General features: G+C 55.0%; 23 protein-coding genes and 1 pseudogene. 16 read left to right on the forward strand and 8 right to left on the reverse strand.

Going from position 1 to position 24,261, the window contains the following annotated elements:
* Positions 1-71: 71 nt before the first annotated feature.
* Complete coding sequence (locus tag PG896_RS21235) at positions 72-200, reverse strand: IS1 family transposase (protein WP_442866198.1); 129 nt, start codon at positions 198-200, stop codon at positions 72-74.
* A 105-nt stretch (positions 201-305) separates the two neighbouring features.
* Here PG896_RS21235 and PG896_RS16450 point away from each other — a divergent pair, with 105 nt between their 5' ends.
* The 14 genes from PG896_RS16450 to PG896_RS16520 all read left to right on the forward strand — a co-directional run bounded on the left by PG896_RS16450 (position 306) and on the right by PG896_RS16520 (position 17,140).
* Complete coding sequence (locus PG896_RS16450; RefSeq protein WP_270835944.1) at positions 306-1,694, forward strand: tetratricopeptide repeat protein; 1,389 nt, start codon at positions 306-308, stop codon at positions 1,692-1,694.
* 239 nt (positions 1,695-1,933) lie between these two features.
* Positions 1,934-3,100: a nucleotide sugar dehydrogenase gene (locus tag PG896_RS16460; RefSeq protein ID WP_270835945.1), complete on the forward strand. Its 1,167-nt coding sequence runs from the start codon at positions 1,934-1,936 to the stop codon at positions 3,098-3,100.
* Positions 3,101-3,196: 96 nt separating this feature from the next.
* A complete protein-coding gene (locus tag PG896_RS16465; protein WP_270835946.1) occupies positions 3,197-4,513 on the forward strand; it encodes a hypothetical protein in 1,317 nt (438 codons plus the stop codon).
* A gap of 251 nt (positions 4,514-4,764) precedes the next feature.
* Positions 4,765-5,145, forward strand: a complete 381-nt coding sequence (locus PG896_RS16470; protein WP_270835947.1) for a hypothetical protein — start codon at positions 4,765-4,767, stop codon at positions 5,143-5,145.
* Positions 5,146-5,183: 38 nt separating this feature from the next.
* Positions 5,184-6,131: a glycosyltransferase family 92 protein gene (locus tag PG896_RS16475; RefSeq protein WP_235673885.1), complete on the forward strand. Its 948-nt coding sequence runs from the start codon at positions 5,184-5,186 to the stop codon at positions 6,129-6,131.
* 91 nt (positions 6,132-6,222) lie between these two features.
* Positions 6,223-8,238: a glycosyltransferase family 2 protein gene (locus tag PG896_RS16480; protein WP_198497490.1), complete on the forward strand. Its 2,016-nt coding sequence runs from the start codon at positions 6,223-6,225 to the stop codon at positions 8,236-8,238.
* The gene (locus PG896_RS16485) at positions 8,226-9,248 is read left to right on the forward strand and encodes a glycosyltransferase family 1 protein (RefSeq protein ID WP_171865840.1); all 1,023 of its coding nucleotides are present in this window, start codon (positions 8,226-8,228) and stop codon (positions 9,246-9,248) included. Before PG896_RS16480 ends, PG896_RS16485 begins: the two co-directional genes overlap by 13 nt.
* Before the next feature lie 122 nt (positions 9,249-9,370).
* A complete protein-coding gene (locus PG896_RS16490) occupies positions 9,371-10,153 on the forward strand; it encodes a methyltransferase domain-containing protein (RefSeq protein ID WP_257712349.1) in 783 nt (260 codons plus the stop codon).
* A 24-nt stretch (positions 10,154-10,177) separates the two neighbouring features.
* Entirely contained in the window at positions 10,178-11,263 is a 1,086-nt protein-coding gene (gene rfbB, locus PG896_RS16495) for a dTDP-glucose 4,6-dehydratase (protein ID WP_270835948.1), read from the forward strand.
* Positions 11,263-12,150 carry a dTDP-4-dehydrorhamnose reductase gene (gene rfbD / locus PG896_RS16500; protein ID WP_270835949.1) on the forward strand — a complete coding sequence of 296 codons (888 nt, stop codon included), beginning with the start codon at positions 11,263-11,265 and terminating at the stop codon, positions 12,148-12,150. The genes rfbB and rfbD overlap by 1 nt, the downstream gene beginning before the upstream one ends.
* A gap of 123 nt (positions 12,151-12,273) precedes the next feature.
* A complete protein-coding gene (gene rfbA / locus PG896_RS16505) occupies positions 12,274-13,146 on the forward strand; it encodes a glucose-1-phosphate thymidylyltransferase RfbA (protein ID WP_171865836.1) in 873 nt (290 codons plus the stop codon).
* Between the two features lie 49 nt (positions 13,147-13,195).
* On the forward strand, positions 13,196-13,747 hold the full coding sequence (rfbC, locus tag PG896_RS16510; protein ID WP_161470645.1) for a dTDP-4-dehydrorhamnose 3,5-epimerase: 552 nt from the start codon (positions 13,196-13,198) through the stop codon (positions 13,745-13,747).
* Between the two features lie 143 nt (positions 13,748-13,890).
* The gene (locus PG896_RS16515) at positions 13,891-15,882 is read left to right on the forward strand and encodes a capsular polysaccharide biosynthesis protein (protein WP_442866197.1); all 1,992 of its coding nucleotides are present in this window, start codon (positions 13,891-13,893) and stop codon (positions 15,880-15,882) included.
* A 7-nt stretch (positions 15,883-15,889) separates the two neighbouring features.
* A complete protein-coding gene (locus PG896_RS16520) occupies positions 15,890-17,140 on the forward strand; it encodes a capsular biosynthesis protein (RefSeq protein ID WP_270835951.1) in 1,251 nt (416 codons plus the stop codon).
* Between the two features lie 121 nt (positions 17,141-17,261).
* Here PG896_RS16520 and PG896_RS16525 read toward each other — a convergent pair whose 3' ends face one another.
* The 4 genes from PG896_RS16525 to PG896_RS16540 all read right to left on the reverse strand — a co-directional run bounded on the left by PG896_RS16525 (position 17,262) and on the right by PG896_RS16540 (position 20,413).
* Positions 17,262-17,954: an ABC transporter permease gene (locus tag PG896_RS16525; protein ID WP_042079229.1), complete on the reverse strand. Its 693-nt coding sequence runs from the start codon at positions 17,952-17,954 to the stop codon at positions 17,262-17,264.
* A 3-nt stretch (positions 17,955-17,957) separates the two neighbouring features.
* The gene (locus PG896_RS16530; protein WP_270835952.1) at positions 17,958-18,698 is read right to left on the reverse strand and encodes an ABC transporter permease; all 741 of its coding nucleotides are present in this window, start codon (positions 18,696-18,698) and stop codon (positions 17,958-17,960) included.
* A 105-nt stretch (positions 18,699-18,803) separates the two neighbouring features.
* Complete coding sequence (locus PG896_RS16535; RefSeq protein WP_010674268.1) at positions 18,804-19,577, reverse strand: ABC transporter substrate-binding protein; 774 nt, start codon at positions 19,575-19,577, stop codon at positions 18,804-18,806.
* Between the two features lie 65 nt (positions 19,578-19,642).
* Entirely contained in the window at positions 19,643-20,413 is a 771-nt protein-coding gene (locus PG896_RS16540; protein WP_010674267.1) for an ABC transporter ATP-binding protein, read from the reverse strand.
* A 532-nt stretch (positions 20,414-20,945) separates the two neighbouring features.
* On the opposite strand from PG896_RS16540, the gene PG896_RS16545 reads away from it, so the two are divergent.
* Positions 20,946-21,848: a lysine exporter LysO family protein gene (locus PG896_RS16545; RefSeq protein ID WP_041215456.1), complete on the forward strand. Its 903-nt coding sequence runs from the start codon at positions 20,946-20,948 to the stop codon at positions 21,846-21,848.
* A gap of 81 nt (positions 21,849-21,929) precedes the next feature.
* On the opposite strand, the gene iadA is transcribed toward PG896_RS16545, so the two are convergent.
* The 3 genes and pseudogenes from iadA to PG896_RS16560 all read right to left on the reverse strand — a co-directional run.
* Positions 21,930-23,060 (reverse strand): beta-aspartyl-peptidase, encoded by a 1,131-nt coding sequence (iadA, locus tag PG896_RS16550; RefSeq protein ID WP_109111781.1) that lies wholly within the window; start codon positions 23,058-23,060, stop codon positions 21,930-21,932.
* Positions 23,061-23,118: 58 nt separating this feature from the next.
* The gene (locus PG896_RS16555; protein ID WP_270835953.1) at positions 23,119-23,880 is read right to left on the reverse strand and encodes an ABC transporter substrate-binding protein; all 762 of its coding nucleotides are present in this window, start codon (positions 23,878-23,880) and stop codon (positions 23,119-23,121) included.
* Positions 23,881-23,982: 102 nt separating this feature from the next.
* Positions 23,983-24,084: pseudogene (locus PG896_RS16560) on the reverse strand (IS200/IS605 family transposase); the annotation flags it as partial.
* A 102-nt stretch (positions 24,085-24,186) separates the two neighbouring features.
* Here PG896_RS16560 and PG896_RS21240 point away from each other — a divergent pair.
* On the forward strand, positions 24,187-24,261 hold a 75-nt coding region (locus PG896_RS21240), incomplete at its 3' end, for a helix-turn-helix domain-containing protein (protein ID WP_257710508.1).

Here is a 24,261-nt window from a genome sequence, read left to right on the forward strand (position 1 = left end):
AGCAAGCAGGAAAGTGGGATCAAGAGACGATCGTCTCATTTTTCCTGTGTCAATACTGTTCCGGTGAATACTTACACCACTAGTTGCCTTCGGCGCTGGTATATAGATTCACCATTACGCACATGTCCGGCAGTGGTTTCGCATTGACGGTAAATATCGCCAGATTGGCATCGTATACAATAAGCGGCGATGGTGGCCATAATTACATAGAGTTTCAATAACTTCTATTTAACACCATGTTAAACCTATAGTAGCATCACCGATGCTTTTCCTGATTTAAGTGGTGTATATTTTAAGTGGTGTATATGTTTTCTACAGAGCGCAAATATGCAAATAGAATAGATTTTCTTTCGTGTGACATGCCGGGGTACTTTATTGACTATATTCCGGTGGATGGGGCAACGAAACTTGTTTTTACTTTTGAGAATGCAGATCAACCGAGCCGGCCGCGGCCTGATGGTCTTCGCGAACCCTGGGGCGGGATGTGGTTGCATAATCGGGGTTATGCTGTTGTTGGCGTTAAACCAAAGTCAGTTGAGTGGTATCGAGGACAAGATCTACACGAATTCTTCCGTTCCAACTATTTGCAGAGTTTGGTGAGCCAGTTTGATCAGGTTTTTTTGTACGGCTCCTCAATGGGAGGCTTTGCAGCTATGACCTTCGCTGACGCGATACCTGGCGCAACGGTCATTGCGTTAAATCCCCAGTCTACATTGGCTCCCCACCTAGTCCCGTGGGAAACTCGATACCAAGAAGGACAAAGTCAAGATTGGTCAGGCGATTTTGCTGATGCGCGTATCGGCGCCTCTAAGGCAAGGTCCGTTTTCGTTGCATATGATCCGTTGTTCGAACTCGACCGTAAGCATATCGCTCGCTTGGATCAAGCAAATCTCATCCCTTTCAAGATGCCACTGGTTGGACACGTCATTGGTATGTACATGAGTGAGATCGGCGTACTTTCCGCTTTTGTGGAGGGGGCATTGGCTGGAACACTGACTGCACAAGAGTGCAATATTCTCGCTCGCAATCGCCGCAAAACACCTCGCTACTTTTACTGCTTGGGGAAAAGCTCGCGTTCGATTGCAGTTAAGGAAGCTTGCCTGCGAAAGATTGCAAAATTCCAGAAGATAACTCCAGATTATCAGCGAAACTTTATGGATTTGCTGGTCTCTTCTGGAGCTTGGTATTTGCTCGGGGATTCAGAATTTCAAAAGGACTTGATCGGATTTGAAGATGAATTTCTGTTCACCGTGCTGAAGCTAGCCGCAGACAATAGTTATTTGGAGCATGCGCTTGAAGTTTCGCAACTTGCGATCACGCGGCGAAAAGTAAGCCCCGCCATGCTGGTTTTGATAGCAGAATGTCTGTGGAAATTGAAGCGGCTACAAGAAGCAGAAGCCTATGGTAGGTTAGCCGTACATAGTGCGCCTGGGTATGGTAATGCCTACCGGATCCTCGCAAGAATTCTGTTTTCAGACAAACGTGCCACTGAGGCACGAGACGTCGCCCGAGTGGGAGTTGGAGTGGAGGGAACAAGCTTCTTGGGCTGGTGTGATCTCGCCCGTTACAACGAAGCAGCCGGTGACGTTGCAGGTGCCCTCATGGCCGCTGGGCTAGCGGCCAAATTGCAGCCCGATAATACTGTCCCGAAAGCAGTTATTGAGAGGTTACGTTTACATGTTACTGAAAAATGACAATCAGTTGGCGATATTATTCGCACTGAAAAATCTGATACGAGTCGATCAGTTGATAAGACTGAGGGAGACTGCTGCCTAAAATCTGGAAATGACCGCTGAGATAGGATCAAAAGGACAATATTTCCTGAGAATTGATGAAAATTATGCATTTATAGATTTGAACGTTAAAAAAACGTTAGGGCATCATGAAATGGAAATTCATGTAAAGCATACTATTAACAGGCCACTTTAATCATATGAATATAGCAATATCTGGGACCGGTTACGTTGGTCTTTCCAATGCAGTATTATTGGCGCAACACCATCAGGTGATCGCCTTGGACGTAATGCCAGAAAAAGTCGAACTGATTAATTCCCGTCAATCCCCCATTGCCGATAAAGAGTTGGAGGCCTATCTGGCGGACAAGCCGCTCAATCTCAAGGCGACGCTGGATAAGTTCGAGGCCTATGAAGCGGCCGACTTTGTGATCATCGCCACCCCTACCGACTACGATCCCGAGACCAACTACTTCAATACCGGCACGGTCGAGGCGGTGATCCGCGACGTGATGGCCATCAACCCGCAGGCGGTGATGGTGATCAAATCCACCATTCCGGTGGGCTTTACCGAGCGGATGCGTAGTGAATTGGGCACCGAGAACCTGATCTTCTCCCCCGAATTCCTGCGCGAAGGCCGGGCGCTCTATGACAACCTGCACCCTTCGCGCATCGTGGTGGGCGAGCGCAGCGAACGGGCCGCGCGTTTTGCAGAGTTGCTGCAAGAAGGTGCTATCAAACAGGATGTGCCCGTGCTGCTGACCGGCAGCACAGAGGCCGAGGCCATCAAGCTCTTTGCCAACACCTATCTGGCCATGCGGGTGGCCTATTTCAACGAGCTGGACACCTATGCCCAGGCTCATGGCCTTGACAGCCGCCAGATCATCGAAGGGATTGGCCTGGATCCGCGCATCGGCAGCCACTACAACAACCCCTCCTTTGGCTACGGCGGTTACTGCCTGCCCAAGGACACCAAGCAGTTGCTGGCCAACTACCACCAGGTGCCCAACAACCTGATCCGTGCCATCGTCGATGCCAATACCACCCGCAAGGACTTTATTGCCGACAGCGTGCTGCGCCGCAACCCCAAGGTGGTCGGCATCCACCGCCTGGTGATGAAGGCGGGCTCGGACAACTTCCGCTCCTCTGCCATCCAGGGGATCATGAAGCGGATCAAGGCCAAAGGGATCGAGGTGGTGATATTTGAACCCACCTTCAAAGAAGAGACCTTCTTCCACTCCCGGGTCATCCGCAGCCTGGACGAGTTCAAGGCCGTTAGCGACATCATTCTGTGCAACCGCATGGCCGGCGAACTGGCCGATGTCGCCGACAAACTATACACAAGAGACATTTTTGGATCCGACTAATTACCAAATCGATCCCCGTACTCCCCAGTCAATGCATACAATGGCCAAGGTGACCTGACTGGGGAACGATGATAGAGACTGAACTTGAGAATTGATATGTCAAATTTCATTACCAGACGGATTAGCGTCACCATATTAAAGCATGGTATTCCTAATCTTATTTTTGCCATTGACACCCCCAGAGCGGAAGAAATTAGACTCTTCACATCCTCAATGATCAAGCTCTCTGGGTGGGTGTTGTACAATAAAAACCCAGTAGAGGTTGTTATTAAACACAGCCATGGTGAAGATATATTCAAATGCAATAGATTCAGGCCTGACGTATTAAAAAACCTAAACATCGAGGCTGTTGAATTATGTGGATTTCTCATTCCTATCACCTTCTCTGGCAGTTTTGACGTTGGTTTTATTGTTAACGATGGGGTAGCTTGGGGTGCAAGGATTGACATAAAACCTGCCGAAAAAATTCAATTTGGCAAGTCAGGGTACCTATTCCTTGATAATGACCACAATAAAAGCGTAGCGCAATTCAATGGACAAGAACTAATCTCTGAAAAGAGCATTTCTTCATGGCGAGACTACTTTTCAACGCTCAATGAATACATTGATAATAGCAAGGCAAAACGCATTTTCACACTGGCGCCAGCCAAAGAACTTGTTCTCCCACAATACTATCCACATAAGAAAGCAGATATTACCCCAGTGGAGCAGTTTATGATTAACTTCCATATGGAAGATATTCTTTACCCAAAGGATGCGCTGAGTCATGCGGGTGACAGTACTTATTCAAGACAGGATACGCACTGGACAGATTATGGAGCTGGCATTGTAGCCAACTATATTCTAGACAGCATCGGCACTTCATTAAAAGAGCCTTTCCCGTTCCAATTCAGGATTATAAAAGCAAAGGGTGATCTAGGTGTAAAAATCTCTAAAACAACATATCAAGAAGTCATGAAGGCCGATTTTTCTTCTGCTAGAAAACTCAAGACATTTGATAACGGAATTAACAACAGAGGTCTAATTCAAACCTATCACAATCCAGATGCTGTTATTAATAAAAAAATTGTCGTGTTCGGCGATTCCTTCTCTCATAACTTGGTTCCATATTTCGTTAATGTATTCTCCAGAGTTGTCTATATTTTATCGGGTGCTAGCATCGATTATGATGTATTGAAGCATGAGCAGCCTGACTTGGTCATCTGTGAGATAACCACTCGCTTTCTGGTGCAAGCGCCAGAGTCAAATTACTCGGTCTCGCACGATTGCAAACGAAAAATACTCACCCTGTCGGCCTTGGAGCGCGCGGATTATCTTCACACTTTGCAGGCGAGCGATCAGGAGCACGCTTTTTATATCCAAAAGACGATTGCCGAGCTGGATGCGCCAGCGCTCCCGTCACTGGCCGGATAGAGTGACGGCAAGTCATTGTACGGCAAGAGGGCCAGCAGGCCCCCTGACTCGTCGGCACACACTGCCTGAATACATGCGCCCAGTTACTGAGTGACTGGTGCCACAAGATAAGCAAGGATGCGCTCAGGGGATGACCGCCTCCCCCGGATTGGGGTAGACTCTCTGCACCCAAAGCGACTGGCATGACCTGAGTCTGGTCAACTCTGCCAGCGCACCTCACAACAATAAAATGACACGAGTATCAAAACAGGATGACAAACACCTACACCCTGACAACATCGCCACTGGTTACCCAAAGTGGCCAGTTGCGCTGGCATATCGACTCACCCTCACGCAAAGAGCCGCTCACTCTCACCCATGGCCGTATCGGGCTTAAGGGGTGGCTGCTGGCACAAGGAGAAACCTCCCCCCGGCTTGCCATCAAGACAGGCACCGCGACATATAGCTTTGCTTTCAATGCCAAACGCCCTGACGTTGTTGCTGCCATCTTGCAGCAACCCGCAGACAATCACCCCAGGTTGTGCTGTGGCTTCAATATGACTGTGCCCTTCTCCGACCGTATCACCCTGGGGTTGGAGTCTGATGGCCTCATTACCTGGCTGGAGGAGTTGACCTTCTCCCCCACCATATAAGGCAACCGCGCTAATTTGTGCCGGTATTCATCTATAGGATGAAACCGGCACTACACCCTGATTATCAATTGGACGATAAATTGAACCTCTATATTGCTGCCATCATTAAAGATGAATATTCAGGTCTGCTTGAGTGGATTGCCTACCACCGGGTATTAGGTGTGACCGGATTTATGATTGCCGATAATGGTAGTCGCGACGGTAGTACAGAACTGCTTGCCTCTCTCGCCAGATTGGGGATTGTGAGCACATTTGAGCAGCCCGATCTGGATAATCAAAAACCGCAATTACCTGCCTACGAGCGTATATTGCGTAGCTGCCCCCCCGAGGTTGATCTGCTTGCCTTTATCGATGCCGATGAATTTTTATTGCCATTGACTGATGATCTTGGGCTGACCGATTTTCTTGCTTCCCGCTTTCAGGATGAGAGCGTCAGTGCTCTCGCCCTGAACTGGTCAAATTTTGGTTCCAGTGGCGAGCTGTTTGCCGAGGACGGCCTGGTGACTGAGCGTTTTACCAAGCGCGCGCCTCAATCTTTCAATGTTCACCACAATTTCAAAAGCGTCGTGAGGCCACAGCGGGTGAATCGTTTTCATAATCCTCACTACGCCGACTTGCGCTATGGCCGTTATGTCGATGCCTTGGGCAATGACGTGATACTGCATCCCAAGCATGGCAACGGAGTCAGTGCCGAGGTGCTCTGGAGCGGGGTGAGGGTTAATCACTATGCCGTCAAATCACTGGAAGAGTTTCTGCTCGGCAAGCATCTGCGGGGCAGTGCGGCCACCGCGAACCGGGTCAAGCACAAGGCCTATTTCAAGGCCCATGATCGCAATGATGAGACTTGTCTGCTTGCCGCCGCCCTGGCCCCCAGAGTAAAAGCAGAAATGGCCGCCCTGAACGAGCGACTCGCAGCCCTTCCTGCAGATGGCTCCCCCTCTGGTCGCTCCTGGCTTGGCGCCAGAATGAAGAAATGGATGGGTTGACACCGCCACATTAGTGTTTCTCTTACCCACGTTTGCCGGTCACGCCTGTGGCCAAACTGGGTGCCCTCTTCTTCGGATTGTGAAACTTGTTATGCATAGCGATGGCCATTGGCAGCCCTTGACGCTGCCAGACTCTTTTTCGTTGCGATCTGGCTGGCTCTTTATTCAGGGCAAAGTCCAGGCTCGTCAGCCACGGGGGGAAACCCGGTTACGCTGGCAATGCCGCCAGGGACGCTGGCATGAAAAAACACTGCCCGTAACGCGCCGTGGCACATTGCAAGAGCTGGTCCATCTCCCCAAGGGGGCCAGTCAACTCGCCCTGTTGGCGAGCAGTGAAGGGGCTGATTGCCAGGTTGAGGTCGGCCAGATTCGTCAGGTGTCGTCCATCGAGAGCCTCTGGCGCCGTCTGCGCCGGGTATGGCCCTTCTACGGGCAGCTGAATGCTCAAAAGCGCAGGCGACTGGGGTTATCCTGGCATCTGTGGTTCACCAATCTTCCTCTGGCATATGAACTGGTTGGCAAATTGCGTGATGACAGGCCCCTGCACGCCTACGAGCACTGGCTGGCCAGTTTCGATACCTTGCAGCCGGGTGATCATCAGATGATCACGCGTTTGCTGACTCGTTGGGACAACTTGCCCCGTGTCTGCCTGCATCTGGTGGGTGAAGGAGACACCGCAGCCCGGCAGCGTACCCTTGCCAGCATAGAGACACTCTGCTACCCGACAAGCCATGTCACCTTGCTGGAGCAGAGCGCTGACAGACCTGAGTCGGAGCACACTGCCGAAACCTGGCATTGGGCCATCCCCCTTGGGGCAGAGATCGCGCCTGCCGCGCTCTTTTGGGTCGCCAACCAGTTACGTATGACTCCTCATGTAAAATGGATCTACGGGGATCACGATCTGCTGGATCACAGTGGCAAACGCCACTCTCCCCACTTCAAACCGGATTGGAATGAAACACTGCTGCACGGCCAGAACTACATAGGTTGGTGTGCCCTGTGGCGCGAGCAAGGTGAACCTCTCGTGCCTGCCGACCGGGTCAGCTGTCATCACCAATGGCTGCTACTTTCCCGGCAGTTGGATGCAGGACAGATAGCACATATTCCGGTGCTGATGATGCATCAACCCGGTGAAGAGCAGGATGATCATGGGCTGATCGCTCAGGCGAGCCAAGTGATGCCTTCGGGTGTGACGCTATCCCCTGCGCCCCACGGGATCTGCCGCTGGCACTGGCCATTGCCAGCCCAGCTGCCACGGGTCTCGGTGATCATCCCCACTCGAAATGGCGTGGCTCATCTCAAGCCCTGCATTGACAGTCTGGTGCGGCAGACACGCTATCCCAATCTGGAAATCCTGGTGATGGACAACCAGAGTGACGAGGCCGATACCCTGGCCTATCTGGCCCATGCTGCCCAGGAATACGGGGTGCGGGTGATCCCTTATGACCATCCGTTCAACTATTCGGCCATTAACAATGCGGCCGTGGGCCAGGCCAGTGGTGAGCTCATCTGTTTGCTCAATAACGACACAGAGGTCATGAGCCCGAGCTGGTTGGAAGAGATGGTCTCTCATCTGCTGCGTCCAGGCGTCGGCGTGGTAGGTGCCAAGCTCTATTATGGCGACGGTAGAGTACAGCATGGTGGCGATGCCGTCGGTCCCGGTGGCTGCGCCGATCACTTTCATGCAGGCCTCACCGCTGATGACCCCGGCTATCAACGCAGAGCCGTTTGCGCGCAGGAGCTCTCTGCCGTTACAGCAGCTTGTTTGTTGACCCATCGAGAGCTATTCTTGTCACTGGGTGGTTTGGATGATCTCAATCTGCCCGTTGCCTTCAACGATGTGGATTATTGCCTACGGGCTGGTGAGGCTGGCTGGCGAATTGTCTGGACTCCGTTTGCCGAACTCTATCACCATGAATCGGTCTCTCGTGGCAAGGACGTGACGCCACAACAGTTGGCGCGAGCACAAAAGGAACTGCGTTATATGAAGAAGCGCTGGGCGCAGCGGCTGAAGCACGATCCAGCTTATAATCCCAATTTGAGCTATGACCGCCCGGACTTCTCACTTAGTCATGCTCCCAATGTGGTATTGCCATGGATGAAATGATCAGAAAGGTATTATTCAAAAAATACCGAAAATTAAATAAAAAAGAACATGGTCTTAGCTCTCTATTACATGGTCCATGTCGACGAGTGATCATCTTACATGAAGGTAATTCGCCGACACTGGCCTATTTTCAACAGAGTATAGCCGCACAGTTTAAAGATATAGAGGTAATACTAAAAGACGGTAACGACCTTAGTCATCTTTCAATCCAATCTGACGATGCTATCGTCATCATCAGATTTATATCTTCACACTGGCAGGCTAAAATTGAGTTGGATATTGATAAGCTATCAAGAATCATTTATTTCATGGATGATGACTTGTTAGACCCAGCAGCATTGCAACGTTTGCCTAAAGATTATCGAAAAAAAATATTACGACGAGCTTCCGCTCAACACCAATGGATTACTTCATATTGTGATGAGTTTTGGGTGTCAACCCCTTACCTGAGAAAAAAATACGCTCATTTTGACCCCACAGTTATCAATCCGGTACCACCTAGCCATCTACTTGAACACACACCAATGCTAAGAGTGGCTTATCATGGAACAGGTTCTCATAGAGATGAGAAGATTTGGCTGTATGATGTCATTAATAGCGTTATGGAGTTATGCCAAAATGTCACGTTTGAAATATTTGGCGACCACGATATATATAAACTATATCGCAACATTCCCCGCGTCACAGTGCTCCATCCTATGTCTTGGGAAAACTATTTGGTTTACACCAAAACTCAGCGTATAGATATTGGATTGGCACCATTACTCGACTCTGCGTTCAATGCAGCAAGAGGCCCTGTGAAATTCTATGACTTTGTTCGAATGGGCGCGGTAGGAATATATAGCAACCGTGCACCCTATAAAGGAATAGTGAGGCAGAATGTCGATGGTATTTTGCTTGAGAACGACAGTGAACTATGGGTAAATGCAATTAAAACCTTGTCTCACTCTCATGAAAAAAGAATGCAACTAGCACATAATGCCAAGCAATCTGCCTTGCGCTCTTGCTAATCGTTGATTCCAATCAAGTAAAATATATTTACCAGTATGTTTGGCATTACCATCTCCTTGTGCCAGCAACCTGATATGTTAAAACTGAATTTGCCGCCACACCATTATTTAAGTAGGGTTTTATGCATCCATCCGCTCTATATTTTGGCAAAAAATTCTTCGATACTTACATTAAAGATATTTCAGAACCTCTCAATATAATTGAGATAGGTTCGCAAGATGTGAATGGTAGTATCAGAGATTTCTTTGTATGCAAAGATAATATTATCTATACTGGCTTGGACTTTACCCAAGGGAAAGGTGTTGATATCTTGATCAGCGATCCTTACCGGCTCCCTGTAGAAGATGCATCTACCGATGTTGTCGTGACCAGCTCCTGCCTTGAGCATTCAGAGCTATTTTGGCTCTCATTCAGTGAAATGCTAAGAATTTTGAAGCCTGGTGGCCTTATCTATATGAATGTTCCAAGTAACGGATACATACATAGATACCCTGTCGACTGCTGGCGCTTTTACCCTGATTCAGGAAAGGCTCTAGAAACTTGGGGGCGTCGTTGTGGCTATGGTGTAACGCTACTGGAGTCATTTACCAGCGCACAGTTCTCTCATTTGCAAGAAGACAGATGGAGTGATTATATCGCTGTGTTCGCAAAAGGCGATATTTATGTAAATAACATTCAAAGGATGTCTTTTTGCTCTGATAAAACACTGAAAAATATTTACACAAACATTCATGGCAATCAAGACACAGATTTCACCCCCGAAGACTTTAAAATTCAGGAAAAATATAAAAACCAAGTCGCAGACATTCAAAAAAGATTGGACTTGGTAGTTCAATCTTATGAGAATAAGCTCGCCCAGAAAGATACAGAAATAGAGCAACTTAAATCTTTATTAACCCCTTAAGCGCAGAAAAAAGAGAGAAACGATATGAAAATCCTTGTGACTGGTGGTGCCGGTTTTATCGGTTCTGCGGTTGTTCGCCATATCATCCAGCATACCCAAGACTCAGTGGTCAACCTCGACAAGCTAACCTATGCCGGTAATCTGGAGTCCTTGGCAGAGGTTTCAGCCAGCGCTCGCTATGCCTTCGAGCAGGTAGATATCTGCAACCGCGCCGAGCTGGATCGGGTGTTTGCCGCGCATCAACCCGATGCCGTGATGCATCTGGCGGCAGAGAGTCACGTCGATCGCTCCATCACCGGCCCTGCCGATTTTATCGAGACCAATATCGTCGGCACCTATATGTTGCTGGAAGCGGCTCGTGCGTATTGGAATAGCCTGGACGAGGCGCGCAAGGCGGCGTTCCGCTTCCACCATATCTCCACCGACGAGGTGTATGGCGACCTGCCCCACCCGGATGAAGCCGCCCCCGGCGTGGCGCTGCCGCTCTTTACCGAGACCACCCCTTATGCCCCCAGCAGCCCCTACTCTGCCTCCAAGGCATCGAGCGACCATCTGGTACGCGCCTGGCGCCGTACCTACGGTCTGCCGACCGTGGTCACCAACTGCTCCAACAACTATGGCCCCTATCACTTCCCCGAGAAGCTGATCCCGCTGGTGATCCTGAATGCTCTGGATGGCAAGCCGCTGCCTGTCTATGGCAAGGGCGACCAGATCCGCGACTGGCTCTATGTGGAAGACCATGCCCGTGCACTGTATACCGTGGTCACCACTGGCGTAATGGGTGAGACCTACAACATCGGTGGACACAACGAGAAACAGAACCTGGAGGTGGTGCACACCATCTGCGATCTGCTCGATGAGATGGTGCCAAAAGCCGGCTCCTATCGTGATCAAATCACTTATGTGGCCGACCGCCCCGGTCACGACCGTCGTTATGCCATCGATGCCAGCAAGATGAGCGCCGAGCTGGATTGGCAACCACAAGAGACCTTCGAATCCGGTATCCGCAAAACCGTGCTGTGGTACCTGGACAACCAGCAGTGGGTCGGCAACGTCAAGAGCGGGGCCTATCAGTCCTGGATCGAGCAAAACTACGGGGAGCGTGCCTGATGCATATCCTGTTGTTTGGCAAGAATGGCCAGGTAGGCTGGGAGTTGCAGCGCTCACTCGCTCCGTTGGGCCGAGTCACCGCCGTCGACTTCGATTCCACCGATTATTGTGGTGATTTCAGCAACCCGGCAGGGGTAGCCGACACGGTTCGCCTGCTCAAGCCGGATGTGATTGTCAATGCTGCGGCTCACACCGCCGTCGACAAGGCGGAAAGCGAGCGGGAATTCGCCGAACTGCTCAACGCCACCAGCGTGGCTGCGATTGCCAAAGAAGCTGAGGCGTTGGGTGCCTGGCTGGTGCACTACTCCACCGATTACGTATTCGATGGCAGTGGCGAACATCCTTGGGTCGAGAGCGATGAGACAGCTCCGCTCAACGTCTACGGTGAAACCAAGCTGGCAGGGGAACAGGGGGCAGCTCTCTGCGCTCGTCACCTGATCTTCCGCACCAGCTGGGTCTACGCCGCCCGTGGCGCCAACTTTGCCAAGACCATGCTGCGTTTTGGCAAAGAGCGTAGCGAGATGTCGATCATTAATGACCAGTTCGGCGCCCCGACCGGTGCCGAGTTGCTGGCCGACTGTACCGCTCATGCGATCCGCACGGCGCAAGCTAAACCTGAGGTGGCGGGTCTCTATCACCTGATTGCCTCCGGCACCACGACCTGGTTTGACTATGCCCAGCTGGTGTTTGCCAAAGCGAGGGCTGCCGGGGTTGAACTGGCGGTCACACACGTCAATGCCGTACCGACCAGCGCGTTTCCAACGCCGGCCAAACGTCCCCATAACTCGCGACTCGATACCACCAAGTTCCAGCGCACCTTCAATCTGCGCCTGCCGGACTGGACTGTCGGTGTCGAGCGAATGCTGACCGAGATCATCGAAAAATAAGAAAATAAAGACAGCGTGGGTATACGGTTTCACGCTCCAGTAGGGATAAAACGCAAAATGAGTGTTATGCAAGCGCACTCACTTTGATGGGTTACATAATTCAAAGATAAGAAATCAAGTACTATGAACAAACGTAAAGGTATTATTCTGGCCGGTGGCTCTGGCACTCGTCTCTATCCCGTCACCATGGCCGTCAGCAAACAGTTGCTGCCCATCTATGACAAGCCGATGATCTATTACCCGCTGAGCACCCTGATGCTGGCGGGTATTCGCGATATTTTGATCATCAGTACTCCGCAGGATACCCCTCGTTTTGAGCAGTTGCTGGGTGATGGCAGCCAGTGGGGCTTGAATCTGCAATACAAGGTACAACCGAGCCCGGATGGCCTGGCACAAGCCTTTGTTCTGGGGGAAGAGTTTATTGGCTCTGACCCCTGTGCCCTGGTGCTGGGTGACAATATCTTCTATGGCCACGACCTTCAGAAACAGTTGGAGGCAGCCGCAGCCAAGCCTTATGGCGCCACCGTGTTTGCCTATCACGTGCACGATCCAGAGCGCTATGGGGTAGTGGAATTTGATAAACAGGGAACGGCGATTTCTCTGGAAGAAAAGCCACTCGAGCCCAAGAGCAACTATGCAGTGACCGGCCTCTATTTCTACGATAACAGCGTGGTGGAGATTGCGAAGAGCCTGAAGCCTTCTCCTCGTGGTGAACTGGAAATTACCGACGTGAACCGCATCTACCTTGAGCAGGGTAACCTGTCGGTCGCCATGATGGGCCGTGGCTATGCCTGGCTCGATACAGGCACCCACGAGAGCTTGATTGAGGCGAGCAACTTTATTCAGACCATCGAACATCGCCAGGGATTGAAAGTGGCATGTCCTGAAGAAATTGCGTTCCACAAAGGCTTTATCACTGCCGAGCAGGTGATGAAACTGGCGGAGCCGTTGAAAAAGAACGCCTACGGTCAGTATCTGTTGAAAATGCTGAAGTAATAATGTCCCCATGGGGCTATCAGCCCCATTTATACACCAGGTATTCATGATGAATGTTATTCAAACCAAGATCCCCGATGTTTTTATCTTTGAGCCGAAAGTGTTCGGCGATGACCGTGGCTTTTTCTTTGAGAGTTTTAATCACCAACAATTCGAAGCGGCCATTGGCCGTAGCGTGACCTTTGTACAAGATAACCACTCCAAATCATCCAAAGGCGTATTACGCGGCTTGCACTATCAACTGCCTCCCCACGCCCAGGGTAAACTGGTGCGCTGTGTCGCGGGTGAGGTGTTTGATGTAGCAGTAGATATCCGCAAAAGCTCACCGACCTTCGGACAATGGGTGGGGGTTCACCTTTCTGGGGAAAACAAGCGGCAGCTGTGGATCCCGGAAGGGTTTGCCCACGGTTTTATCACATTGACTGACACTGCTGAGTTCTTGTACAAAACTACCAATTATTATGCCCCCAGCAGTGATCGAGGCATTAAGTGGAATGATGACTCCATTGCAATTGAATGGCCGGCTCTGGATTGCGATATCATTACGTCCGCAAAAGACAGCGTTGCCAAGTCATTACTCGATGCAGATCTATTTATCTGAATTCCACTCCCCGTTCCGACACGGGGAGTTTTCTACCACGTAGAGCAAAAATGAAATTATTGACAGGTTCAAAAGGCATCCTGGCCAGAAAAGCAAATATTGAACCTATGCTTGGCTGCCAGTTACATCTCTTCCACGACAATATGCCGTTTGCTGACAATGACGTGATAGTGGGCTGGGGTCAAAAGGCCAATACCTATCAAATAAGGCGGAAAGCGACGTCACTGGGCCTGCCCTATTGGCAGCTGGAAGATGGCTTTATTGGCTATATCGGCCATCCGGCCAAGGGTGGCAAGGCGGTGTCCCTTATCGCCGATCCTGTCGGTATCTATTACGATGCCCGCCAACCCAGCCAGCTTGAACAGCTGATCGCCACCCCCTGCGACGCCGCCATGCTGGCGCGAGCCGAGCGGCTTGTCCATGAACTGGTACGCCTTGGGGTCACCAAATACAACTGCTATGCCGGGCGACCCGCTTCTCTCTCTTCTTGTTCGGCGACCAACCTGACGGCGAAGGATGTCGCCGGGCTGCCTGTGGCGCTGGCCCAGCGCCTGCTGCAAGATGGCAGACCCAGAGTCTTGCTGGTGGATCAGGTGGCCGGGGATCTCTCCATTCCCGGCGCTCTGGCCAGCGAGGCGGACTTTATCGCCATGGTGGAGGCGGCGCGGCGCAATCATCCCGATGCCCGCCTCTTGCTTCGCACCCACCCGGATACCCGCTTTGGCAAGAAGCGTGGCGTGCTGGCCAGACTGAAACTGAGCGATGTAGAGATCGTTGCCGACCATTGTCATCCCCATGCCCTGCTCAACCTGGTGGACGCCGTTTACACGGTGTCATCCCAGCTCGGCTTCGAGGCGCTGCTGCTCGGCAAATCGGTGTATTGCTTCGGCATGCCGTTTTATGCGGGTTGGGGCCTGACCCAGGACAGCAAATCGTGTAAACGCCGCAACGTTCAGGTGTCACTGGCCCAACTGGTGGCGGCGGCGCTGATCTGCTATCCCCGCTATCTGGATCCCGTGCTTGGTCAACGCTGCGAGGTGGAAGAGGTGATCGCCATCATCGCCCGCCAGCAGAAGGCCGCTCCCCGCTGGCGCAGGCTCTATCTGGTGGGGTTCTCCTTGTGGAAGCGCGCCTTTATGCAGGCCTTCTGCCGGCCCCTGGCCGAGGAACTCTGCTTTGTGCGCAAGCCGCCAAAACGGCTGACCGGTGACGAGCAAGTGCTGGTGTGGGGCAGTCGTTACCCCGAGCTCACCTCGGCTATTCGGGTGGAAGATGGCTTTATCCGCTCCAAGGGGCTTGGCTCCAACCTGTGTCGCCCCTCTTCCCTGTCGCTGGATCCGGTCGGGATCTATTTCGACAGCCGAAGTCCCAGCGGGCTCGAGCAGTTGCTCAATTACCAGGAGCTGACCCAGTCACAGCTCGACCGGGGTGAGCAACTGCTCACCCTGCTGCGCGAAAACAAGGTGAGCAAATACAATGTCGGCGCCCCGGCGCACTTCACGCCCCCCGCCGATGGCCGTCCCCTGGTGCTGGTGGTGGGCCAGGTGGATGGGGATGCCTCCATCCTGACCGGCAGCCCGACCATTCGCAGCAACGAGCAGTTGCTCTGGGCGGTGCGCGCCGCCAAACCAGAGGCCCACATCCTCTACAAACCCCACCCGGATGTGGTGGCGGGCAATCGGGCCGGGGCTATTTCTGCGGCCTGCCTGGCGGAGTGCGTGGACAGCCAGGTGCTGGATATCGGCCTGACCAGCCTCTATCCCCACGTGGACGAGCTGCACACCATGACTTCTCTGAGCGGCTTCGAGGCGCTGGTGCAAGGGGTCAAGGTGACGACCTGGGGCCAGCCCTTCTACAGCGGCTGGGGGCTGACCACAGATGCCCATCCCCCGGCCCGGCGCCAGCGCTCACTCCCCCTGGCGGCACTGGTCTATCTGACCCTGGTAGCCTATCCGCTCTATATCGATTGGCAGAGCGGACTCTGGATAAGCCCGGAGCAGTTGATCCGCCAACTGGCCGCGCAAGGTCAATCCTCCGGCCACAAGTCGAGCCGCTGGCAACGCTGGCAAGTCAAGCTGAGCTATCTGGCGCAAGCCCTGCTGCAACGCCCTTCCTTTCCCCAGTTGATGAGATGAGTCGTACATGAAGATTTTGCTGCTGCAAGGACCGCTGGGCCCCTTCTTTCAGAGCCTCAGCCAGGCGCTTTCCGACGCCGGTCACGAGGTCTACAAGATCCATTTCAACGGGGGGGATGAGTGCTGGCGCTGCGTAGGCCATAACGAACGCTTCACCGGCAAGCCGGAGACCTGGAACACCTTCTTTCGCCGCTTTGTCAAGCGCCATGGCATCGACAGCCTCATCTGTTACGGTGATTGCCGTTATTACCACCAGCAAGCCATCCGTATTTGCAAGCTGAAAAAAATCCGCGTCTGGGCCTTGGAGGAGGGCTATCTGCGTCCCGACTTTGTGACGCTGGAGCAAGGAGGCGTCAACGCCTTCAGCCCTCTCTATGCCAAACGTGACTCCCTGGCCGAGATGACCTGGCCAACCCCTTATGAGGCACCGCTGAAAGTGGGCAAGACCTTCGCCCGTCGTGCCTGGTATGCCAGCCGCTACCACATCAACAAGAACCTGTTGCGCTGGCGCTACCCCCATTTCGTCAATCACAGACCCTGGAGTCTCTATCAGGAGGCCAGGGGTTGGGTGGCGGGGGGCCTGGTGAAGTGGAAGCACAAATGGAGCGACCACTCCCTGCTCAAGGCCCTGCCCCGGCACAAGGGGCATATCTTCTTCGTGCCGCTGCAGGTCACCGAAGACTTTCAGATCCGCGAACATTCGGATTTGAGCGGGGTGGAAGAGATGGTCGCCCAGGTGATGAACTCCTTCGCCGAGCACGCCCGCCGCGAGGATGTACTGCTGTTCAAACACCACCCCATGGATCGGGGCTATGTCAGCTATCAATCCCAGATCAACCGACTTATCACGCTGCTCGGGTTGGAAGGACGGGTGTTCTATGGTTATGAACTGCCACTGCCTACCCTCTATCCGCTGCTCAAGGGGGTCATCACCATCAACAGCACGGTTGGCCTCTCCGCCTTGTTACACCATGTGCCCACCCACTGCCTTGGGCGAGCCCTCTATGATCTGCACGGACTGACAACCCGCGGCACATTGGAAGGGTTTTGGCACAAGCAAGATCCCGTTTGCAAAAAGACCTTCGAACGGATGCGTCAGTCATTGCTGCATCTGACCCAGCTCAATGCCAGCTTCTACCGTCATCTGGACATGGGTGCCATGGCCGTGGTGAACAAGATAGGCCAACACAATGAGCAATCGGCTTCTGTCCAGAAGAGCAAACGCCAAACCCTCTCTTCCGGCGTTGTCGGGCCTTGAGCATGACCATCCTGAGCGCATTTTGCCTTTTGACCGAGGAGATGCTGACACCAATGACCATGCTCTGACTCATACCGAGCAGGAAAAAGCCCGCGGATGCGGGCTTTTTTGCAGGTGGCGGTCACACGCTGCGGGGGCGCAGGTGGGCGTGCCAGCGGGCCTCCCACTTCTTGAACAGCCAGACGATGGCGAAGGTGAGCAGCATGTAGAGCAGGCCGGCGGTCAGGAACGCCTCGAACGGGCTGTAGTAGCGGGAGTTGATGATCCGCGCCGCCCCCGTCAGGTCGACGATGGTGATGATGCCCGCCACCGCCGAGCCCTGCAGCATGAAGATCACCTCGTTGCTGTAGGCGGGCAGCGCACGGCGAAACGAGTTGGGCAGTATGATGCGGGTAAGGGTCTGCCAGCGGGTCATGCCGAAGGCGCTCGCCGCCTCTATCTGCCCCTTGGGCATGTTCATCACGGCGCCCCGCACTATCTCGGCGGTGTAGGCACCGGTGTTGAGGGTGAACGCCAGCAGGGCGCAGAACCAGGCCTCGGAGAAGAGGGACCAGGCCGCGCTGTTCTTCAGCCACTCCCACTGGGCGGCGCCGTAGTAGATGATGAAGAGCTGCACCAGCAGCGGGGTGCCGCGGAAGAAGTAGATATAGGCCCAGATCGGTCCCTTGATCAGCCAGTTGCGGCTGTTGCGCAGTATGCCCATGGGCACCGCCAGCAGGAGCCCCAGCATGAGGGAGGCCGCCACCAGCCAGATGGTGGTGTAGAAGCCCTCCCAGTAGGTGGGCCACTCCGTGAGAATGATCGAGAAATCCATGGCTTACCTCGTCTTGATCGCGTAGTGACGCTCGGCCCACTTGAGCGCCGAGGTAGAGACTGCGGTGAAGATCAGGAAGATCAGCGCCACCGCCATGTAGAAGGTGAACGGCTGCTGGGTCGAGCCTGCCGCGAGCGACGCCTTGCGCACCATGTCATCGAGCCCGATGATGGAGACCAGGGCCGTGGTCTTGAGCAGTACCAGCCAGTTGTTGCCAAACCCCGGCAGGGCGTGGCGCATCATCTGGGGGAAGAGGATCCGCACAAACACCTGGCTCGCCCGCATGCCAAAGGCGCGCGCGGCCTCGAGCTCTCCCTTGTCCACCGCCAGGATGGCACCGCGGAAGGTCTCGGTCATGTAGGCGCCGAAGATGAAGCCGATGGTGGCCACCCCGGCCGCAAACGGGCTGATGTCGATGTAATCCGGCAGCAACGAGACCCACTCCTGGTTCGGATTGCTCTCGAGCAGGTAGTTGTTGTACGCCTCGTTGACCCAGGTGCAGATCCCGTTGATGAGGACCTGACCGCCGAAGAACAGCAGCATCATCAGCACCAGATCCGGGATGCCGCGAATGACGGTGGTGTAGGCCGCCGCGATGCCGCGTGCCCACTTGTAGGGAGAGAGCTTGGCCAGGGCGCCCAGCATGCCGAGCACCAGGGCCAGCAGCAAGGAGGCGAGCGCCACCTCCAGGGTGATCCAGGCCCCCTCCAGCAGAGAGGTTTCGTATCCTTTCAAATCAAACATATGCAATGCAGCTCCATCGCAATCGGGCCCGTCACTCCCAGCGGAAGGCAACGGGCCCGATGACTACTGACGGGATCAACCTGTCGTTGTTCGCCTGACGTCGGCTTACTCGCCGTACACGTCGAAGTCGAAGTACTTGTCGTTGATTTCCTTGTACTTGCCATTGGCACGCAGGGCCAGGATGGCGGCATTGAATTTCTCTTTCAGATCCTTGTCAGCCTTGCGCACCGCGATGCCGGCACCCTCGCCAAACCACTTGGGATCGGTCAGTTTCGGGCCGATGAACTCGAAGGCATCGCCCCCTTCCTTCTTCAGCAGGCCGTCGCTGATGGCGGCGGAGTCGGCCATCACGTAGTCGACACGGCCGGATTTCAGATCGAGGTAGGCTTCATCCGCAGTGCCGTAGCGCTTGATGGTGGCGTTGGGGAAGTTGTCGGTGATGTAGGTATCCATGGAGGTGGCACGCTGCACGGCGATGGTCTTGCCGTCCATGAAGGCCTTGTCGAGCTGGATCTCGGTCCCTTTCTTGGCGGCGAAGCGCGCCGGGATGTGCTGGTACTTCTGGGTGAAATCCACCTTCTTCTTGCGCTCTTCGGTGATGTCCATGGTGGCGATGATGGCGTCATACTTGCGCGACAGCAGCGCCGGAATGATGCCGTCCCAGTCCTGCTTGATCAGGGTGCACTTCACCTTCATCTCTTCGCACAGGGCGTTGGCGATGTCGATGTCGAAGCCTTTCACCTCGCCGCTCGGCTCGGTCCAGGAGAAGGGGGGATAGGCCCCTTCCACCCCGATCCGGACCTCTTTCCACTCCTTGGCCATAAGGCTACCGGAACACAGGGCCGTCATCACGGCAGTCGCCAGCATCAGCTTGTTCATGTATCTCTCCTTGATAAACACGTCGATCGTTGAAAGTACGGATGGTTTAAATTGAATCCCGTCCATCAATAGATGGACGAGATGAATTGCTTGAATCGCTCCGACTTGGGATGGGCGAAGATCTCCTTGGGATTGCCCTCCTCCTCCACGCGCCCCTGGTGCAGGAACATCACCTTGTTCGACACGTCGCGGGCGAAGGACATCTCGTGGGTCACCACCATCATGGTACGCCCCTCTTCCGCCAGCTCGCGCATCAGGCCAAGGACCTCCCCCACCAGTTCAGGGTCGAGGGCCGAAGTAGGCTCGTCAAACAGCATCACCTCGGGCTCCACCGCCAGCGCCCGGGCGATGGCGGCCCGCTGCTGCTGACCGCCGGAGAGGTGACCGGGATAATAGTCGCGACGCTCCCACAGCCCCACCCGGTTGAGCAGGTGCTCCGCCTTGGCGATGGCCTCGGCACGGGGCACCTTGAGTACCTGGATGGGCACCTCGATGATGTTCTGCATGATGGTCATGTGGGACCAGAGGTTGAAGCTCTGGAACACCATGGCCAGACGGCTGCGGATCCGCTCCACCTGGCGCATGTCTTCCGGCAGGCGTTCGCCGGAACGGCTGGTTTTCATCCGGATCAGCTCCCCGTGGAGGGAGACGCTGCCCGATGAGGGGGTTTCAAGCAGATTGATACAGCGTAGAAAGGTCGACTTCCCCGAACCCGAGGAGCCGATGAGGGAGATCACATCCCCCTTGTGGGCCGTCATATCGATGCCCTTGAGCACTTCGTGGGTGCCAAAATATTTGTGCAGATCACGAACTTCCAGTGCGGCAACGTCGCTCATCCATTACAACCTTGTCTGTCCCTAGACGCCGCTTCGGCGTGACTCCACCATCGTCCATTTAACAAAACGTTAACCGATGGCAACCTTCAGCGAAAATATCATTGAGGTAGTGAAAAAACAATACAGAACCGAGGTATTTGGTGTTTTATCTGTATTTTTATTGGCCTATTGAGTATTTTTCAGCACTTTGTCTGCATAAAATCCATTTTTTGTCGCACCTTCCCTACCGCTCTTTTATACCCGCAGCGCACTGGTAGCAAGCATATTTCACCATATCCGCCAGATGTCACCCAAAAGGACTTTATTCACCCGGGCAGATTCCCCTTCTCTCGTCATTTCATGGGGATGAAATTGATTTTTCAGGTGATGTGGCCCTCTTTCCCCGTTTGCGTGCACAGCTGGCTGTCATCAAAAAACACAACAATATGATAAAAAAGTCCCGTATGGGCCATGCTGATGCACAGATCCGTGACACAGGTGCAACAAGTCGTGATAAGGTGCCGTTTTTCCACGTTTTGTGATCGAGGCCCCGATGTTGCTCAATGTGTTGCTGATCCTGCTGCCGCTCGTGATCGGCTATCTGGTTCCCCTCTCTTCCGCCCGTCTGATCAAGCTGGTCAACCAGTCCCTGGGCAAGATGGTCTACCTCATCCTGTTCCTGATGGGGCTGGGGCTGGCCTATGTGGAGAACCTGGGCAGCAACCTGGCAGTGATCTTCAAGGTGGCAGGGGTGATGCTCGCCGCCATTACCCTGTGCAACCTGCTGGCCCTGTGGTGGCTGGACAAGCGCAGCCCCCCTACCCACGAGGCCAGTGACGGCAAGATGCCGAGCAAGCTGCACCTGTTGTGGGAATCCCTCCAGCTCTGTTTCGTGGTGTTGGGGGGCGTCTTGCTGGGGCTGGTGGTGGACCTGCGCGCCCTGCCCATCGACAAGTTGAGCGAGTGGGCCCTGATGCTGCTGCTCTTGCTCATCGGCATCCAGATGCGCAACTCCGGCATGCGCCTGCGCCAGATCCTGCTCAACCCCTGGGGCATGAAGATCGCGCTCACCGTCATCCTCAGCAGCTGGCTCGGCAGCCTGCTGGCCGCCCAGCTGCTCGGCATGCCCTTTGCCCATGGCCTCGCGATGAGCTCCAGTTTTGGCTGGTATTCGCTCTCCGGCATTCTGGTAGCGGACAAGCTGGGCCCGGTGCTGGGGTCCGCCGCCTTCATCAACGATCTGGGGCGCGAGCTTATCGCCATCCTCATCATCCCGGTGCTGATGCGCCGCCACCCCAGCGCCGCCATCGGCTACGGCGGTGCCACGGCGCTGGACTTCACCCTGCCTGTCATCCAGAAATCCGGCGGCATCCAGGTGGTGCCGGTGGCCATCGTCTCCGGCTTTATCCTGAGCCTGCTCGGCCCCATTCTGATCCTGGGGTTCCTGGCTATCTGAGCCCATGGCACGACAAAGCCCGGCACTGCTGCCGGGCTTTTTGTTGATGAACTGAGCGGGCTGGATGACAGGCGCCGGTATTCAGGTGCGCCACCGGCCCCCACTCATCACCCGCTCGATAGCGAACGTATCAGGATCGATCAGCAGCAGATCCGCATCCTGCCCTACCCCCAGGGTACCCTTGCTCGCAAGCCCCAGCGCCCTGGCCGGATTGGCCGTCACTACCGCCAGAGCCGTCTCCAGCGCCACCCCCTTGCCGCAGGCCGCCACCACCTCCTGCCACAGGCTCCCTATCTGGCCACAGCGCAGCTCGATGAGACGCCCCTCGCCGTCAAAGCGCGGCAGACTGGCGTTGGCATCCGAGCTGAAGCTGATGCGATCCACGGGCACGCCAGCCGCCAGCAACGCCACCAGGGCGTCGGCCGCGAGCCGCTCCCCGTCATCCAGCAGGTCCGGGAAGCTCGACGTGGTGAGGTCGACCCAGCCGCCTGCCCGACCCCACTCGATGGCCTCGGCAAAGAGCCAGGGATTGCGGTTGCAGTGAGTGGGGTAGAGCTGGCGAAGCGGGATGTCGGTGTCATCGCGCAGGGCCCGCAGGGGCGCCAGCGCCCCGCGGCCATCTCCCAGGTGAAAGAAGCTGACGCCACTTTTGCCCGACAACAGCCCGGCCACCCGCGCCTCGCTCGCCAGGCGCGCCAGCTCGTCGTGGGTGGGGGCGCTGGACCTGTGATCGCTGATGGCCACCTCCCCCACCCCCAGCACTTCGGGGATCAGCATGATGTCCGACTCCACCGTGCCGGTGAGGGTCTTGACCGGCAGGTGGTAGGAGCCGGTGTACATGAAGGCGCTCACCCCGGCGGCGCGAAACTCGCGCACCTTCCCCAGCACCTGGGCCGGGCTGCGGGTCAGGCTGTCGGTGCCGAGGGCCGCCACGAGCGTGGTAACCCCCGCCGCCAGAGCTTCCCTTGCCGAGAGCTCCGGCGTGCGAAAGCCGAAGCCTCCCTCGCCGCCGCCTCCCGTGATATGGGCGAGCGGGTCTACCAGTCCGGGCACCAGATAGCGGCCGCCAGCGTCCACCCGCGTCAGTGGCCAGTCGACCGGAACCGTCAGTCCCTTGCCCATCCAGGCGATGCGGCCATCCGCCACCAGCAGATCCTGCTGGCCGAGCGGGGCCGGACTATGGATCTGCGCACCCTCGATCAGGGTCAACATGGGGTCTCTCCTTGCTGCATGAAAAAGGAGGGAGCAGGCTCCCTCCGACTGTTACCCATCAACCGCCATAGATATCGTACTTGAAGTACTTCCGGTTGATCTCCTGATACTTGCCGTTGGCGCGCAGGGCCTTGATGGCGTCGTTCAGCCTGGCCCTGAGATCCGGATCCCCCTTGCGCACCGCGATCCCCATGCCGTCGCCAAACCATTGACGGTCGGTCAGGGCCGGCCCCACATAGTCGAACTTGTCGCCCCCTTCCTTGCCAAGCAACCCCTGTTCGATGGCCGAGGCGTCGGCCAGCAGGGCCAACACCCGTCCCGCCTTCAGATCGAGGTAGGCTTCATCGGCACTGCCGTAACGCACTATGGTGACGCTGGAGCCGAAGTTGTCGGTCAGGTACTTGTCGTGGGTGGTGGCCCGCTGCACGCCGATGCGCTTGCCCGCCATCCCTTCCGGCGTCAGCGTCAGTTCGGTGCCCCTGGCCGCCACGAAGCGGTTGGGAATGTGTGCATATTTCTCGGTGAAGTCGACCTTCTTGCGCCGCTCGTCGGTGATCGACATGGCAGCGATAATGGCGTCGTACTTGCGCGACAGCAGGGCCGGGATCATGCCGTCCCAATCCTGGGCCACCAGCTCGCACCTGACAGCCATCTGCTGGCACAGGGCGTTGGCAAGATCGATGTCAAATCCCTTGATCTCTCCGGACGCATCGGTCCATGAGAAGGGCGGATAGGCCCCCTCCACGCCAAAGCGTACCGTCTTCCACTCCTTGGCGGTGACGGGGGCGGCGAGCAGACAGGCAGCAACAAGCTTGTCCATCTTAAATGCGAAAGGGGACTCCCTCCGACGTAGGTGGGAGGGGAATTTCGCCGGGGCGTCAGCCCCGCTGGTTTTGAATGTATTGCTTGATCACCTCCAACGATCTCTGCAAACTTCTGCCGCACACTGACCGAAGGAAGCGTGATGCAGATCCCCCAATATCGGCTTTCGATACTTGGTAATAAACACCAAGTGTACGTGCAAAGCGTAGGCCGCATGGCGTTATTAATTAATTTTAGTGAATTGCATTCTGTCACTCAATCGGGCTTAATAGATATGGCAATAATGCTACACACTGAGCGCTAAATGCAAATTCTGAAAGCCTACAAATTCCGACTCGAACCGACCGAACAACAAGCGCAACGCCTGCGCCAGTTGGGC

The sequence above is a fragment of the Aeromonas sp. QDB30 genome, assembly GCF_027707645.1.
In the GTDB taxonomy this organism is placed as follows: domain Bacteria; phylum Pseudomonadota; class Gammaproteobacteria; order Enterobacterales; family Aeromonadaceae; genus Aeromonas; species Aeromonas caviae.

Bases quoted from the DNA above. Each gene is read 5' to 3' on its own strand.
- PG896_RS21235 (WP_442866198.1), bottom strand. From the start codon at position 200: ATGGCCACCATCGCCGCTTATTGTATACGATGCCAATCTGGCGATATT.
- PG896_RS16450 (WP_270835944.1), top strand. From the start codon at position 306: ATGTTTTCTACAGAGCGCAAATATGCAAATAGAATAGATTTTCTTTCG.
- PG896_RS16460 (WP_270835945.1), top strand. From the start codon at position 1,934: ATGAATATAGCAATATCTGGGACCGGTTACGTTGGTCTTTCCAATGCA.
- PG896_RS16465 (WP_270835946.1), top strand. From the start codon at position 3,197: ATGTCAAATTTCATTACCAGACGGATTAGCGTCACCATATTAAAGCAT.
- PG896_RS16470 (WP_270835947.1), top strand. From the start codon at position 4,765: ATGACAAACACCTACACCCTGACAACATCGCCACTGGTTACCCAAAGT.
- PG896_RS16475 (WP_235673885.1), top strand. From the start codon at position 5,184: ATGAAACCGGCACTACACCCTGATTATCAATTGGACGATAAATTGAAC.
- PG896_RS16480 (WP_198497490.1), top strand. From the start codon at position 6,223: ATGCATAGCGATGGCCATTGGCAGCCCTTGACGCTGCCAGACTCTTTT.
- PG896_RS16485 (WP_171865840.1), top strand. From the start codon at position 8,226: ATGGATGAAATGATCAGAAAGGTATTATTCAAAAAATACCGAAAATTA.
- PG896_RS16490 (WP_257712349.1), top strand. From the start codon at position 9,371: ATGCATCCATCCGCTCTATATTTTGGCAAAAAATTCTTCGATACTTAC.
- rfbB (WP_270835948.1), top strand. From the start codon at position 10,178: ATGAAAATCCTTGTGACTGGTGGTGCCGGTTTTATCGGTTCTGCGGTT.
- rfbD (WP_270835949.1), top strand. From the start codon at position 11,263: ATGCATATCCTGTTGTTTGGCAAGAATGGCCAGGTAGGCTGGGAGTTG.
- rfbA (WP_171865836.1), top strand. From the start codon at position 12,274: ATGAACAAACGTAAAGGTATTATTCTGGCCGGTGGCTCTGGCACTCGT.
- rfbC (WP_161470645.1), top strand. From the start codon at position 13,196: ATGAATGTTATTCAAACCAAGATCCCCGATGTTTTTATCTTTGAGCCG.
- PG896_RS16515 (WP_442866197.1), top strand. From the start codon at position 13,891: ATGCCGTTTGCTGACAATGACGTGATAGTGGGCTGGGGTCAAAAGGCC.
- PG896_RS16520 (WP_270835951.1), top strand. From the start codon at position 15,890: ATGAAGATTTTGCTGCTGCAAGGACCGCTGGGCCCCTTCTTTCAGAGC.
- PG896_RS16525 (WP_042079229.1), bottom strand. From the start codon at position 17,954: ATGGATTTCTCGATCATTCTCACGGAGTGGCCCACCTACTGGGAGGGC.
- PG896_RS16530 (WP_270835952.1), bottom strand. From the start codon at position 18,698: ATGTTTGATTTGAAAGGATACGAAACCTCTCTGCTGGAGGGGGCCTGG.
- PG896_RS16535 (WP_010674268.1), bottom strand. From the start codon at position 19,577: ATGAACAAGCTGATGCTGGCGACTGCCGTGATGACGGCCCTGTGTTCC.
- PG896_RS16540 (WP_010674267.1), bottom strand. From the start codon at position 20,413: ATGAGCGACGTTGCCGCACTGGAAGTTCGTGATCTGCACAAATATTTT.
- PG896_RS16545 (WP_041215456.1), top strand. From the start codon at position 20,946: ATGTTGCTCAATGTGTTGCTGATCCTGCTGCCGCTCGTGATCGGCTAT.
- iadA (WP_109111781.1), bottom strand. From the start codon at position 23,060: ATGTTGACCCTGATCGAGGGTGCGCAGATCCATAGTCCGGCCCCGCTC.
- PG896_RS16555 (WP_270835953.1), bottom strand. From the start codon at position 23,880: ATGGACAAGCTTGTTGCTGCCTGTCTGCTCGCCGCCCCCGTCACCGCC.